Raw genomic sequence first — 14645 nt, forward strand, 5'->3', positions numbered from 1 at the left:
GGTTCACTCCTGAATGGTGTTGTCGGGGTTAGGAACAAGTGTCAACTGTGTTCTGTTGGTTGCGTATTCGGAGGGGTCGCGGGCAAAGCGAGACGATTCCGACCCGGCGGCCACGGGCATGTCCGGGGTGGTGTTCTCGGTGGCCTGCTCAAGCATCGAGGCGATCTTGGGCACGGCGATGACATCGAACTCCAGGGCGGTGGCACAGGCAGCATCGACAGGTCCGGGCCCGTAGGTGCGCACCAGGCCGAGCAGGGTGTACACCGCCCGCACCCGAGACCACGGGCGCGGGTCGTCGACGATACGGGCCGCGTAGAGCCCGATATGGGGGCCGTGATGCTCGCAGGTGGCCTGCAGCTTGCTGATGTTGCGCAGCGCGTAGGCGGCCTTGTCTGCGGGGTAGTCGTTGGGGTCGGTGCTCTGCCCACCGGCGGGCTGGCGCGGGTGTTGCTTGACCAACTCGCCGCGGTGATAGAACTTCACCGCTTCGCTGTCCAGGCGAACGTCCAGTGTCGAGCCGATCCAGGTTTCGGGCAGTGAGTACAGTGCTTTGCCGACCGAGGCGTGAAAGTCTCTGTGCACCTTGACAGTTTTGAAGATCGGTACGTCGTAGTCGGCCGGTATCGGTAACAGGTGGGCGCGCTCGTCTGTGTCGAACAGCACCGCTGGCGCGGCGGCGGTGGTGCCGTGAATCCGCAGCCCCGCGGTGCTCTGGCACCACGCCACCGCGGCGGCCTGGGCATCGGGCAGGCTCGAGAATCGCTCACCGGCCCAAAAGTTGTTCTGCACGTAGTGGATGGTGCGTTCTACCCGCGGCTTGTCGGTTGGTGTGGCGACTCGGGCGGTGTCGGTGACGAACCCGGCATGCTGGCCGTAGTCCAACCAGCCCCGAGACAACCTCGGATTGAGGGTGTCTGCTTGGGTGACAATAGGTTTCATGTTGTCCGGAATGATCACAGCGAACACGCCGCCGAAGAACTCCCACGCCGCTGAACAGCCCTCGAGGATCGTTGACAGGGTTTGGGTGTGTGAGAGCCACACGAACGTGTGCCGCGAGTACACGGCGGTGAACACCAGCGCGAACACTTTGCGGCGCTTACCTGTTGCCGCATCATCGAGCATCCCGAGGTAGCCGAAGTCGATCTGGCACTCCACCCCGGGATCCCCATCGGCCACCCGCACCGTGGTCGTGGTGCGGCGATACCCACAGCACTCGGTCGCGAACCGCACCAGCGTCCGATACGGGACCACACACCCCTGACGGGCCAGCAGGATGTGAATCTTCGTCACCGTCAACGGTTCTGGATTCTCCGGCGTTCCTCCCCTCACCCACTGCGTGATCTGTTCGCTGAACGGCACCAACGCTTCCCACGCCTGGCCATGACCCTTCGGCCGCGCCGGACGCACCCCGGCCACCACCGCACCGAGCAACTCATCGGTCAGTGCCGACGCACCGACATCGCGCGTCAACCCCGCCGCCTGCGCCGCCGCGATGTAGCGTCGCACCGTCTTCCTATCGACACCCGCACGCGCGGCGATCGTGCGCAGACCCGGCGCCGGTAACCCCACCGCAAGGCCCAACCACAACCGCAGGACTTCTCTGATCTCTTCCACTGCAACCTCCCGGTAGCCCATGCCGTCGGCCCCTTCCGTGAACATCGTCACGGCCGAGTCAACGGACAAAATGAAGGACCACCAGCGCGACGCGCCGGTGGTCCCATAACTGGCAATCCAGGTGGTCCCATCCCTATGGCAAACAATCAGCCCAGGTGGTCCCTTCACGGTGGCAAATGACAGGCCTGGTCGGAGTCGAAGCCGAGCTTCTCGGTGCCGTCGATCACCGACTGCGGTCGGGTCAGCTTGCCCACGACGTCGAATGCGAGGAATGCGCCGACGAGCGCGCTGATCACGATCCCGGTGATGCGGCGCCGGTTTCGTCCCCGGCCGGTGTCGGACGAACGCGTTGTGGTGGTGTCGGTGGTCATGATGTTCTCCCTTGTGGACGAGCGGTCTGGTTGTCGTGCAGGGATAGACACCGCTTGTGCGGAAAACTCATCGATGGATCACCCGGCGCACTCTCCGGCGGTCGCCAGCTTCACCACCGGGTACTCGCGGGTCGCCTTCTTCTGATACTTCGCATACCTGGGTTGCGCGCTGACGACCGCATTCCACGCGGCTTCTCGTTCCGGGCCGGTGAGCACCACCGGCGTGACCGGAACCGGTTGTGCGCCGTGCCGTTCCACGGCGGCGGCGTCGGGATGCGCCGCGAGGTTCGCATACCAGTCCGGATTGCCCTTTCCACCACCGGAAGCGGCGACCAGCCAGTCGCCGTCGTAGGGGAACCAACTGAGCGGTGTCTCTCGTGGTCGGCCCGACTTACGTCCCTTGGTGCGCAGGATGACCATGTCCATCCCCCACATCGTCCCGCTCTTGTTGCGAATCCGGGTGACGGTGCGCTCATTCATCTTCCGCTGATACCACTGCCAGACAGACATGACTCTCCTTTGGTTCGCTCTCTGACCCTGTCGTCTGACCAGACGCTAACCGCCAGACACGCGCGACCGCTTCTCGATTCCTGCTCGATACGCGCCCGGCACACAAAAGACCCCCGGCAGTCTCACCAAACGTGGACTGCCGGGGGTCTTCTGAGTGTGTTCTCTTCTACAGCGCCTTGAGTTCCTCGATGACGCTGTCGACGCTCTTCTTCGCGTCGCCGAAGAGCATCGAGGTGCCGTCGGCGAAGAACAGCGGGTTCTCGATGCCGGCATAGCCCGAACTCATCGACCGCTTGAGCACGATCACCGACCGTGCCTCGTCGACGTTGAGGATCGGCATGCCGTGAATCGGGCTGCTCGGGTCGTTGCGCGCCGCGGGGTTGGTGACGTCGTTGGCGCCGATGACGATCGCGACATCGGTACGGCCGAACTCGCCGTTGATGTCATCCATCTCCTTCATCGCGTCATATGCGACGTCGGCCTCGGCCAGCAGCACGTTCATGTGACCGGGCATACGACCGGCGACCGGGTGGATCGCGTACTTTACCTCCACCCCCTTGGCCTCGAGCAGGCTCGCCATCTCCTTGACCGCATGCTGGGCCTGCGCGACGGCCAGACCGTAACCGGGCACGACGATGACCTGATTCGCGTACGCCATCTGGATCGCGGCATCCGCGGCCGAGGTGGCCTTGACCGTGCCGCCCTCACCGCCGGGACCACCGGCAGCCGCGGCATCGCCACCACCGAAGGAACCGAACACGATCGCCGGGATCGACCGGTTCATCGCCTTGGCCATCAGGTTGGTCAGGATCGAGCCCGATGCGCCGACGATCATGCCGGCCACGATCAGTGCCGTGTTGTCCAGCGCGATACCCGCAGCGGCCGCCGACAGACCGGTCATCGCATTCAGCAGCGAGATGACCACCGGCATGTCCGCGCCACCGATTGGGAACACCACGAACAGACCCATCACACCGGCGGCGAGCAGCAGCCCGACCATCCACCAGACGCTCGCCCCGCCACCGTCAGCGGCGTCGACGCCCAGGTAGATCGCCAGTCCCAACGCGACCAGCAGCAGCACGATGTTGGCCGCCTGGAACAGCTTCGCATTCGCCACGAAGGTCTTCTCCAGACCCTTGGGCATGATCTCCTGCAGCTTGGCGAACGCCACCAGCGAGCCCCAGAACGAGATCGAACCGATGATCGCCGCAATCAGCGAGCCGACCACCAGCGGCGAGGCCGGTTCGGTGTTGTGGAAGACCGAGAACCCGGAGGTCTCGATGAACTCCGCCCATGCGATCAGCGCCACCGTGCCGCCGCCGACACCGTTGAACAGCGCGACCAGCTGCGGCATGGCCGTCATCTTGGTCTTCAGCGCCGGCGGAATGCCCAGCACCACACCGAGAACCAGACCGATGACGATCAGGATCCAGTTGATCGTCGGCACCCCGACGGTCGAATGACCGTCCTCGCCGACCGCACCCGAGTTGTAGATGTAGAGCAGGGTCGCCGCCACGGCCAGACCCATACCGGTCGCGGCGATCCAGTTGCCGCGCACCGCGGTCTTGGGTCCGGTCAGACCCATCAGACCGTAGATGAACAGCGAGAACGACACGATGTAGAGGGCCATCACCAGATACGAGACGCCCTCGCTGGGCGTGTGCTCGCCTGCCGCGAGCACCAACTGTGACACCGATGATTCCTGGGCGCCGATCACTTGGCGGCCTCCTTCTTACCCTTGAACATGCCCAGCATCCGGTCGGTGACCGCGAAGCCACCGATGACGTTGAGCGTGCCGAACACCAGCGCGACGAACGCGATGATGCGCACGCCCCATCCGGCGTCGGCGGGCAACTTGCCCAGGACCACCAGCGCGCCGAGCACCACGATGCCGTGAATGGCGTTGGTACCCGACATCAGCGGGGTGTGCAGGGTGTTCGGAACCTTCGAGATGACCGCGAAGCCAACGAATCCGGCCAACACCAGGATCGCGAGATTCGCGAGAAGTCCGGCGTACATCAGGCAGACACCCCCTCAGAGGTTGCACGGGTGACGCACGCAGCGGCCACCACTTCGTCACCGAAATCCGGTGTGATGGCACCGTTCTCGTCGAGCATCAGCTCGATCAGCGCCAGCAGGTTCTTCGAGTACAGCTCGCTGGCATGCTCGGGCATGGTCGCGGGAAGGTTCAGCGGCGCGGTGATCGTCACGTCATGTTTGACGACCGTCTCACCGGGCTCGGTCAGCTCGCAGTTACCGCCGGTCTCCCCGGCCAGATCCACCACGACACTGCCCGGCTTCATGCCCTCGACCGCCGCAGCGGTCACCAGACGCGGTGCCGGGCGTCCCGGCACCAGCGCGGTGGTGATCACCACGTCGAAGCCCTTGATCGCGTCCTCGAGCGCCTGCTGCTGCTGGGCGCGTTCGGACTCGGTGAGTTCGCGGGCGTACCCGCCCTCGCCGGCGGCGTCGATACCCAGGTCGAGCCACTGCGCACCGACCGACCGCACCTGCTCGGCCACCTCGGGCCGCACGTCGTAACCGGTGGTCCGTCCGCCCAGACGCTTGGCCGTGGCCAGGGCCTGCAGACCGGCCACACCCACTCCGAGCACGAGGACCGTCGCCGGCTTCACCGTGCCCGCGGCTGTCGTCAGCATAGGGAAGAACCGGGTCGACTGATCGGCAGCCACGACCACGGCCTTGTAGCCGGCGACGTTGGCCTGCGAACTCAACGCGTCCATCACCTGCGCACGGGAGATACGCGGGATCGCCTCCACCGCATACGCCTCGACACCCGCATCACGCAGGGCACCGATCTTGTTGTCGGCATTACGCGGAGCCAGGAAACCGATCAGTTTCTGACCGCTGCGCAGCTTGCCGATCTCATCGTCCGACGGCGGCGACACGCGCAGCACCACATCCGCCGAATACGGATCTCCGATCGTGGCCCCGGCCTCGGTGTACGCCTCGTCGGGGATCAGGGCGCCGAGACCGGCCCCCGACTCCACCACGACGGGCACACCTTTGCCCACCAGCGAGGCAGCCACCTTCGGGACCAGCGCCACACGGCGCTCCCCCGGGGCTGTCTCGCGCACGACACCCACTGTCATTTCACTCACCCTGTCTGGCGGCGACGCCGGGTAGGCGCCGCCTTGTTTCGGCGCCTGTTCTCGGCGCACATGTCTACAACGCCGTGACCTGCGTGCAAATCGTGCAGCTCCGCCATGTGTCGGCGGTGCGGACGACCTGACGCAGGTCACGAAGTGCTCGGGCTTCGACAGCGATGACTGTCACCCGGCTCACATATAGAGGTTGGGAAAACATAACACGGGCTCTCAGCGTCAGCTCAGGAGAGTCGGATACCTCACTCACCTCTTGACAACAGCATTGCTCATGATCTTTATGCAGCAGGTATCCGCGACCGAACCCGCTGGTGAGACGATCAGGCGATGGTGTATCTGCGCTCGTCCAGACCGGTCGCGCCGTCCGGGGCGGGTGACCGGTACCGCTCGACCTGAGGGCGCCCCTGCTTGTCGATCGCCCGGCACGTGACGGTGTGATCCCCCTTGTCCGCCTGCCATACGAACTTCCACTGGCGCCAGGTGTCGACGCTGTACTCGGTCGCGAGTTCCGCGGGTTGCCACGGACCGTCATCGATGCGGACCTCTACGCGCTCGACGCCGATGTGCTGCGCCCACGCGGTCCCGGCGATGACGACCTCGCCCGCCGGATGTGAGGTACCCCTGGCGGGCCGATCGATACGCGAGGCCAGTTTGATCGGTCCCAGGGCAGACCATCCGCGGTCGGTCCAGTACGCCTTCGCCTCGGAGAACCTGGTGATCTCCCAGTCGACGACCCATTTGGTCGCCGACACGTAGCCGTACAGACCCGGGACCACCTGGCGGACCGGATAACCGTGCTCGATCGGCAACGGGCCGCCGTTCATGCCGATCGCGAGCAGTGCGTCGCGGCCGTCGGTGATCGTCGAGATCGGAGTGCCACAGGTCCACCCGTCGACACTGGTGGACAGCAGCATGTCGGCGCCGGGCCGTACGCCGGCGAGGTCGAGGACGCTCTGCATCGGCACGCCGAGCCATCTCGCGTTGCCGATCAGGTCTCCCCCGACGTCGTTGGACACGCACGCGAGCGTCACCAGTCGTTCGGTCATCGGCATCGCCACCAGGTCATCCCAGGTGAGCGTCACCTCCTTGTCGACCTCTCCGTGTATGCGCAGCCGCCATTCGACCGTGGTGAGCGTAGGCACCTGGAGAGCGGTGTCGATCCGGTAGAAGTCGTCGTTACCGGTGATGAAAGACGTTGCGCCCGAGAGGTTCAGTTCGGTGCCGGCCGGAACCGGCGGCGCCGGGACGGCCGGCTTCGGGAGCAGGATCCGCGCGCGGTCGGCCAGGGTGTCGGCGGCGTCGGAGAGCATGCGGCGACCGATGACGCCGATCGCGACGGCGGCCACGGCAACACCACCCGCGGCGAGAACGAACCGCCGCGAGAGCGGTTGGCGGCGATCGTCTTCCGTGTGGACGTCGGGATCGATCGGCGACGGTTCGTCGTCGAGCTGGGCGAGCAGCAGCCGCAGCACGACGATGCCCACGACGCCGGCGATGATCGAGGGCAGCGCATACGTCCACGTCGCGCCGGGTCGGTTCACCGCCGCCAGCACTCCGACGGCCGCGAAGAGCGCGATGATCGCCGAACCCGCCGGAGGCCTGCGGCGCTCGAGATACCCGCAGGCGCCGGCGATCGCGGCGATGATGATCCCCATCCCGACGAACAGTGCGACCTTGTCCGCGATACCGAAGGTCTCGATGGCCCATTCCCGGACCGCCGCGGGCGAGTTGTCGACCACCGACGATCCCACCGCGAAGTACGGCGACGCATCCGGCGACACCGGAACCGCGGCGATCTCGCCCACCGCCAGTCCGGAACCCACCGCGACGACGCCCGCCAGCCAGGGGGCCGCGGCGTGCGCACGACGGGTCGACAACAAGGTCACACTTCTTGATACCGGAGTTCGCACCGGTCGCGGCGGGTCGCGCCGGAAGGCCCTCCGTTCGTCCGACGGCCATTCGGCTGACCAGCACGAAAGGCCCCGTCGCCGGGCCACCCCCAGGAATGGTAGCCAAGACTAGAACAGGTTCTAGTTTGTCCGCTAATCTGACCGCATGGCTACCAGTACCGAGATCCCGGAGACCGTCGCCCTCGAGTCGGTGACCGAATTCTCCGACGAGGTCGACGTCGTCGTGATCGGATTCGGCATCGCCGGCGGATGTGCCGCCGCGGAGGCCGCGGCGAACGGCGCACGCGTCCTCCTGCTCGAGCGCGCCGCGGCACCCGGTGGCACCACCTCGCTGTCGGGCGGCTTCTTCTATCTCGGCGGCGGCACCGCCGTACAGAAGGCGACGGGCCAGGAGGACTCCGCCGAGGAGATGGAGAAATACCTGACCGCGGTGTCCATCGAACCCGAGGCCGACAAGATCCACGCCTACTGCGTCGACAGCGTCGACCACTTCAACTGGCTCGAAGGTCTCGGCTTCACCTTCGAACGCAGCTTCTACCCGGAGAAGGCCGTCATCCAGCCGGGCACCGAGGGCCTGATGTACACCGGCAACGAGAAGGTCTGGCCGTTCAAGGACCAGGCCGTCCCCGCCCCGCGCGGCCACAAGGTGCCGGTCCCCGGGGAGACCGGTGGCGCCTCACTCGTCATCGACCTGCTCGTCAAACGCCTCGGCGAACTCGGCGTCGAGGTCCGGTACGAGACCGGTGCACGTCAGCTCGTCGTCGACTCCGACGGCGCGGTCGCAGGCGTGGCGTGGAAGAAGCCGGGCGAAGCGGGCGTCATCCGGGCCAACTCGGTGATCATCGCCGCGGGCGGATTCGTGATGAATCCCGAGATGGTCGCCGAACACACGCCGCATCTCGCGGAGAAGCCGTTCGTCCTGGGCAACACCTACGACGACGGCCTCGGATTGCGCATGGGCCGGTCGGTGGGTGCCGAGCTGAAGTACATGGACAAGGCGTTCATCACCGCCCCGATCTACCCGCCGGCCAGCATGGTCATGGGCGTCATCGTCAACAAGTTCGGCGAGCGGTTCGTCACCGAGGACTCCTACCACGCACGCACCTCGGGATTCATTCTGGAACAACCGGATTCGACGGCCTACCTCATCGTCGACGAGACGCACATGAACGAGAAGCAGAACTACCTGGTCCCCCTCATCGACGGCTGGGAGACCATCGAGGAGATGGAACGCGACCTCGGGATTCCGGAGGGCAATCTCCAGCGGACCATGGCCCGGTACAACGAGAACGCCGCGAAGAAGGAGGACCCCGACTTCCACAAGGCGGCCGAGTTCCTCGAACCCCAGGACAAGGGACCCTGGGCCGCCTACGACCTGTCGCTGGGCAAGGCGATGTACGCGGGCTTCACCATGGGCGGCATGGCCACCTCCCTCGACGGCGAGGTGCTCGACGAGTCGGGGTCGGTCATCAAGGGCCTGTATGCGGCCGGCGCGAGCGCCACCAACATCGCGCAGGACTGCAAGGGGTATTGCAGCGGAACGCAATTGGGCGAGGGTTCCTACTTCGGCCGACGCGCCGGCCGCCACGCCGCGGCACGCGTGACGACCAGCGCGAGCTGATCCCCATCCCCGACGGATAACCGCCCCCGAAGAACGCCCTGTGCAGCGGACCCGACGACGATATGTCGCCGGGTCTCGCCAGGAGGGTCTTTTTCGGGGGCAGTTCTGCGGGGTGCTTATCAGGGGCAGTTTTCGGGCGGTTGTCAGCGGCCCGGCTGGAACCGGCGCAACCGCAAGCTGTTGCCCACGACGAACACCGACGACAGCGCCATCGCTGCCCCGGCGATCATCGGGTTCAGCATGCCGGCCGCGGCCAGCGGGATCGCGGCGACGTTGTACCCGAACGCCCAGAACAGATTTCCCTTGATCGTGCCGAGGGTTCGACGCGCCAGCCGGATCGCGTCGGCGACGACGCGGAGGTCACCACTCACGACGGTGAGGTCGCTGGCCGCCATCGCGACATCGGTGCCGGTGCCCATGGCGAGCCCGAGGTCGGCCTGCGCCAGCGCGGCGGCGTCGTTGATGCCGTCGCCGACCATCGCGACCACGTGGCCCCGTTCCTGGAGTTCGGCGATCACCTCGAGCTTGCGCTGCGGGCTCACCCCTGCGGTGACGTCGTCGATCCCGACCTCCGTGGCCACGGCACGCGCCGCGCCTTCGTTGTCGCCGGTGAGCAGCTTCGGGGTGAGTCCCAGGCGTCGGAACTCGGCGATGGCTGCGGCCGACGAGGTCTTGATCCGATCCGACACCGCGATCACTCCGACCGGGATCATCTCAGCGGCAGCAACTTTCGCGTCCACATCGCCGACCAGTACGACGACGGCCGTCGCACCACCCGATTCCGCGGTCGCCACCGCGTCGACGAGCTCGCCGGGCATCGGCACGGTGACCTTGCTGGGTGAGAGGACCAGTACTCGCCTGTCTCCCACCGTTCCTGAGACTCCGGCGCCCTGCGTCGACACGAAGTCCCGGGCCTTCTCCGTCACATGCTCACGTCCGGCCTCGACGACGGCGAGTCCGATCGGGTGCTCCGACCCGGCTTCCACCGCGGCCGCCCACGCGAGGACCTGCGCCTCGTCGTGACCGTCGGCCGCGGTCACCGTCGACACGGACATGTCGCCGGTGGTGACGGTGCCCGTCTTGTCCAGCACGATGGTGTCGACGCGCCGCGTCGACTCCAGCACCTCGGGCCCCTTCAGCAGGATGCCCAGTTGCGCACCACGACCGGTGCCGACCATGAGGGCGGTCGGGGTGGCGAGCCCGAGTGCACACGGGCAGGCGATGATGAGCACCGCGACCGCCGCGGTGAACGCGAAGGTCACGTCGCCGCCCGCGAAGTCGTCCAACGACGCCGCACCTAGCCAGAAACCCAGCGTGGCAACGGAGATCGCGATCACCGCGGGGACGAACACCGAGGAGATCCGGTCGGCCAGGCGCTGTGCGTCGGCCTTGCCCTCCTGCGCGGCGGCCACCATGCGCGCCATCTGCGCGAGCGCGGTGTCGGAACCCACCGCAGATGCCCGGACGACGAGCAGTCCGCTGGTGTTGACCGTCGCTCCGATGACCGCGTCACCTGCGGTCACCTCGACCGGAACCGATTCACCGGACACCATCGACGCGTCGATCGCCGACGCGCCCTCGACCACGACCCCGTCGGTCGCGATCCTCTCACCCGGGCGCACCACGAACTCGTCGCCGACGGCCAACTCACCGATCGGAATCCGACTCTCGGTGCCGCCTCGTCGGACGACGACGTCTTTGGCGCCGAGGTCCATCAGCGCACGCAGCGCGTCGCCGGCGCGACGCTTGGCCCGCTTCTCGAAGTAGCGGCCTGCCAGCAGGAAGGTCGTCACGCCCGCGGCAGCCTCTAGATAGATGTGCGACGCCCCGTCGGCGCGTTGGGGCAGCAGGTCGAAGCCGTGAGTGAGTCCGGGCGTGCCGGCCGTACCGAGGAAAAGGGCATAGAGCGACCAGCCGAACGCGGCGAGCGTGCCGACCGAGACGAGGGTGTCCATGGTCGTCGCACCGTGACGCAGATTGATCCACGCCGCGCGGTGGAACGGATAGGCGCCCCACACGACCACCGGCGCGGCCAACGTCAGGGACAGCCACTGCCAGTAGGTGAACTGCCAGGCCGGGATCATCGCGAGCGCAATCACCGGGACCGACAGCACCGCGGACACGATCAGCCGCTGACGCAGCGCGTCGAGTTCCGCGTCGGCGGTCGTCGCGGTGCCCGCCACGTTCGCGTCCGTCGATCCGGCCGGCGGTTCCGGGAGGATCGGGGACGCGTCATAGCCCGCGGCCCGAACCACCTCGACGAGGTCGTCGGCGGCGAGCCCGGTGGGAACCTCGACGTGGGCACGTTCGGTCGCGTAGTTCACCGACGCGGTGACACCGTCGAGTTTGTTGAGCTTCCGCTCGATGCGGTTCGCGCACGACGCGCAGGTCATGCCGGAGATGTCGAGGTCGACCAGTTGCAGGCCAGGACTCGCAGACATCAGTGATCGCCCCCATTCGTCATGTCACCGTGGGTGTTGCCGCCGGTCGTCTCGACGACACCGTGCGAGGGCGCGTCGTGGGTCACCGGTTCGGATTGTGGTCCCCATGCCCGGCCGACGCCGAAGGCGATCACGAACGCGGCGATCAGCGCGACGACGTAGGCCAGGGGACCCTTGGGGATGCTCATGTCACACCAGTGAGTACCCGGCGTCGGCGACCGCTCGGGCGATCTCCTCCCGCGGGATCTCACGGTCGGCGACGACGCGTACGGCTCCGTCTTCGAGGGTCACGTCGACGCTGGTCACCCCGGAGATCTCGGCGATCTCCTCGCGGACCGAGGCGACGCAGTGGCCGCAGGTCATGCCGGTGACGGTGTAGGTGCTGGTGGTGCTCATGCGTACTCCTCGTGGTCGGTTGATGTCGTGCGCGATGACGTGGGGGCGACGTCAGGACTTCACCAGGCGGGCGATCGCGGCCATGGCCTCGTCCACCTTCTCCTTGCCCGCAGCGTCGCTCTCCTGCGCCGCGTGCACGACGCAGTGGGCCATGTGCTCCTCGAGCAGACCGAGGCTGACCGCCTGCAGAGCCTTGGTCATGGCCGACACCTGGGTGAGGATGTCGATGCAGTACGAGTCCTCCTCGACCATGCGCTGCAACCCACGTGCCTGGCCCTCGATGCGACGGAGTCGCTTGAGATAGTCGTCCTTGCGGCCGATGTAGCCGTGCTGGTGCTCGTCCATGTCGCTCCTGTTGTACGGGTACCCCTCAGGGGTATGCCACTCAGGTATACCAGCATCCGCCCGCCAACGGTACCCCCCTACCGTACTGGCGGCGGGGTGGGCTGCAGACGACTCGGGCGGCACTGAACGCACCGACGTGAGCGCGTCGAACCGAGAGAACCGCGAGTACTAGGCCCGCAGAGCTGCCGCGAGACGCGCGAGGGCGACGGCGACCTCGTCGAGGGCCGCGCTGATCGCAGCGCGGCGGGCGGCTTCGGACTCCGAGTGTTCGTCGGCGGCATCCACCCGCGGACTCGGGCCTGCGGTTCCCGCCCGCGGTGGGACGCCGCCCTCCCCGGCCCTCGCCGGTGCGATCTGCGGCATGTCCGGAAGTGCCGGTGCGGCGTGCGCCGAGGCCACGGGGTTCGGTGCCGGCGGGTTCGGGATCGCGGTGTTCTGTGCCACCCGTGCGGGACCGCCCGGATCCGGTGCGCCGGACCGGTGCCGACGACCGTGGTAGTCCTCGGAGACGAGCGGTTCGGCGTTCGTGGAACGACGCCCTCCCCGATAGGCCGGACCCGGAGCCGACGCTGGCGAGGACCCGTGCACGGGTTCTGGCGATGGTGCCTCGGCCGGAGTCGGGGATGGGGCCGGTTGGTGGGAGTCGGGTAACCGGTGAGACCCCATCCGCTGCGATTGCGGGTTGGGCGGCTGTGAACCCGTGGTGCGCTCGGGTCCGGGAGTCGGACGCTGCTGGTTTCCGGCGCCGGACATCACCGACGGGGCGTGACCGTTCGAGTGCGCATAGAAGTGGGGTCCGCCGTGACCGACGAAGAAGACACAACCAGCACCTTCCGGCGACGGGACCGGACAGGGGTTGCGTTCGATGAGGGACTGGGCGCGATCGTCGAAGTCGTTCCACTCCAGCCACAGGCGGCGGTCATGCCTCGGATGCGTACTCGCATCCGTCGCGTGGTTGCCACGGTGGCCGATCGCGAGACGGCACTGCAGCAACCAATCGGACTCACCCGACAGTCCCAGCGCCGCCCGTTCGGTCGGCCGGCACACCACCGTCGACCAACAGCCTTCGCCGTTCATACGGACTCCCCTTCATACCTGCACAAGTTCACGTCTTCTGCGCGCCATCCCGCCATGCCACGCCGGTCTTCGGAGTGTTTCTCGAGTGCTCGTGCCTACCTCGGCGCGCCCCCCGGCAAGCGCCACGGCGTCCCCCATGCCCGCGGTGCTGTGAAGATCCCGGGCGTCAGTCTACGAAGGAGGCCGGTTCGGTGCCACCCTGTCCGCCTCCGCGCGTCTGGGCGAGAAACATCACGATCCTGCGATGCACCTCCTCCGGGCGATCGAGGTGGAGGAAGTGTCCGGCACCCGCGACGACCGCGGTGGCACTGCCCTCGGGCAGCACGGTGCGCACGTGATCGGTGAACCTCGACTGCATGCACCCGTCGTCGGCGCCGTGTAGATACAGGGTGCGGCAACGGGGTTCACCCAACCAGTCGTCGCGGAGGTCGGCGTAGCGGGCATCGGTGCGTGGGCGGCGCACCGCGCGGTAGTAGCCCAGGGCAGCGGATCGATGCGCGCGGGTCGGCAGCGCGGCGAGCGCATGGTCGATGTCGCCGTCGTAATCGGGCCGCGGGTCGCCGGCACGCCGCAGACGCCAGCGTCGCCACAGCAACGGGATCAACCAGCCCAGACTCCGCTCCGGCAGCCACGGCAATTGATTGAACCCGATGTACCAGCTCATCGTGGCCTGCCGCGCCAGCAGACGGACCGCACCCGGACCGTCGGCGATCGCGCGCCGGATCGCGGGTATCGGCGGCACCGACATCGCGACCACAGCCGAGTACGGATTGTCCGTGCGGTGTGCGAGAGCGTTGACCGTCAGCGCACCCCAGTCGTGCCCGATGAGCACCGCATCCCGCCCGGCTCCGACCGCCCGGTGAATCGCCCGGGCGTCGTAGGCGAGGGCCGCGACGTGAAAGTCCTTGTCCAGCGGTATGTCCGACGGCGAGTATCCGCGGGTGAACGGCGCGACGACGCGATAGCCGGCGGCGACGAGTTCGGGGGCGAGCAGACGCCACGTCCACGCCGAGTCGGGAAAACCGTGAAGACACACCGCAACCGGTCCGTCGACCGGGCCCCACACCAGTGCACGGAGGGTGATGTGCCCGAGGTCGATGGCCTCGTGTCGCGGAGCGTCCGGGGTACCGGCGGCGCGGCGCTCGGTGTCGCGTGGGTGTCGTGAGCTCTGGGTCATCGGCGTCAATGTAGCGCCCGGGTCCGACGAGCGCATCGACTTGCACGCATCGCTGCGCGTG

Annotated in this window: 13 protein-coding genes and 1 pseudogene; 1 reads left to right on the top strand and 13 read right to left on the bottom strand. The window is 67.2% G+C overall.

Going from position 1 to position 14645, the window contains the following annotated elements; translation table 11 throughout:
• Window positions 1-3: 3 nt before the first annotated feature.
• From istA to GAA2_RS21765, 7 genes and pseudogenes are all read right to left on the bottom strand, one after another.
• Window positions 4-1635 (bottom strand): IS21 family transposase, encoded by a 1632-nt coding sequence (gene istA, locus GAA2_RS21735; RefSeq protein ID WP_096274965.1) that lies wholly within the window; start codon window positions 1633-1635, stop codon window positions 4-6.
• A gap of 161 nt (window positions 1636-1796) precedes the next feature.
• Window positions 1797-1985 (bottom strand): annotated as a pseudogene (locus tag GAA2_RS21740) (DoxX family protein); the annotation flags it as partial.
• A 78-nt stretch (window positions 1986-2063) separates the two neighbouring features.
• Window positions 2064-2495, bottom strand: coding sequence for a nitroreductase family deazaflavin-dependent oxidoreductase (locus tag GAA2_RS21745; protein WP_024498326.1), 432 nt, complete (start codon window positions 2493-2495; stop codon window positions 2064-2066).
• A gap of 166 nt (window positions 2496-2661) precedes the next feature.
• A complete protein-coding gene (locus GAA2_RS21750) occupies window positions 2662-4188 on the bottom strand; it encodes an NAD(P)(+) transhydrogenase (Re/Si-specific) subunit beta (RefSeq protein ID WP_024498325.1) in 1527 nt (508 codons plus the stop codon).
• A gap of 20 nt (window positions 4189-4208) precedes the next feature.
• Complete coding sequence (locus GAA2_RS21755) at window positions 4209-4514, bottom strand: NAD(P) transhydrogenase subunit alpha (protein ID WP_004020381.1); 306 nt, start codon at window positions 4512-4514, stop codon at window positions 4209-4211.
• Complete coding sequence (locus tag GAA2_RS21760; RefSeq protein WP_024498324.1) at window positions 4514-5605, bottom strand: Re/Si-specific NAD(P)(+) transhydrogenase subunit alpha; 1092 nt, start codon at window positions 5603-5605, stop codon at window positions 4514-4516. Before GAA2_RS21760 ends, GAA2_RS21755 begins: the two co-directional genes overlap by 1 nt.
• Window positions 5606-5937: 332 nt before the next feature.
• Entirely contained in the window at window positions 5938-7494 is a 1557-nt protein-coding gene (locus tag GAA2_RS21765; protein ID WP_024498323.1) for a molybdopterin-dependent oxidoreductase, read from the bottom strand.
• A 178-nt stretch (window positions 7495-7672) separates the two neighbouring features.
• Between GAA2_RS21765 and GAA2_RS21770 the strand changes: the two genes are divergently transcribed.
• Entirely contained in the window at window positions 7673-9148 is a 1476-nt protein-coding gene (locus GAA2_RS21770; protein ID WP_024498322.1) for an FAD-binding protein, read from the top strand.
• Between the two features lie 143 nt (window positions 9149-9291).
• Here GAA2_RS21770 and GAA2_RS21775 read toward each other — a convergent pair whose 3' ends face one another.
• The 6 genes from GAA2_RS21775 to GAA2_RS21800 form a co-directional block, all read right to left on the bottom strand.
• Window positions 9292-11589 carry a heavy metal translocating P-type ATPase gene (locus GAA2_RS21775; protein WP_024498321.1) on the bottom strand — a complete coding sequence of 766 codons (2298 nt, stop codon included), beginning with the start codon at window positions 11587-11589 and terminating at the stop codon, window positions 9292-9294.
• Window positions 11589-11777, bottom strand: a complete 189-nt coding sequence (locus GAA2_RS21780; RefSeq protein ID WP_024498320.1) for a hypothetical protein — start codon at window positions 11775-11777, stop codon at window positions 11589-11591. Before GAA2_RS21780 ends, GAA2_RS21775 begins: the two co-directional genes overlap by 1 nt.
• A 1-nt stretch (window position 11778) precedes the next feature.
• Window positions 11779-11985, bottom strand: coding sequence for a heavy-metal-associated domain-containing protein (locus GAA2_RS21785; RefSeq protein WP_024498319.1), 207 nt, complete (start codon window positions 11983-11985; stop codon window positions 11779-11781).
• A 51-nt stretch (window positions 11986-12036) separates the two neighbouring features.
• Window positions 12037-12330, bottom strand: a complete 294-nt coding sequence (locus GAA2_RS21790; protein ID WP_005196646.1) for a metal-sensitive transcriptional regulator — start codon at window positions 12328-12330, stop codon at window positions 12037-12039.
• A gap of 168 nt (window positions 12331-12498) precedes the next feature.
• Window positions 12499-13407 carry a hypothetical protein gene (locus GAA2_RS21795; RefSeq protein ID WP_024499200.1) on the bottom strand — a complete coding sequence of 303 codons (909 nt, stop codon included), beginning with the start codon at window positions 13405-13407 and terminating at the stop codon, window positions 12499-12501.
• A 166-nt stretch (window positions 13408-13573) separates the two neighbouring features.
• On the bottom strand, window positions 13574-14584 hold the full coding sequence (locus GAA2_RS21800) for an alpha/beta hydrolase (RefSeq protein WP_191834608.1): 1011 nt from the start codon (window positions 14582-14584) through the stop codon (window positions 13574-13576).
• Between the last annotated feature and the right edge of the window lie 61 nt (window positions 14585-14645).

This window comes from Gordonia ajococcus, assembly GCF_012974285.1.
Classification (GTDB): Bacteria; Actinomycetota; Actinomycetes; order Mycobacteriales; family Mycobacteriaceae; genus Gordonia; species Gordonia amicalis.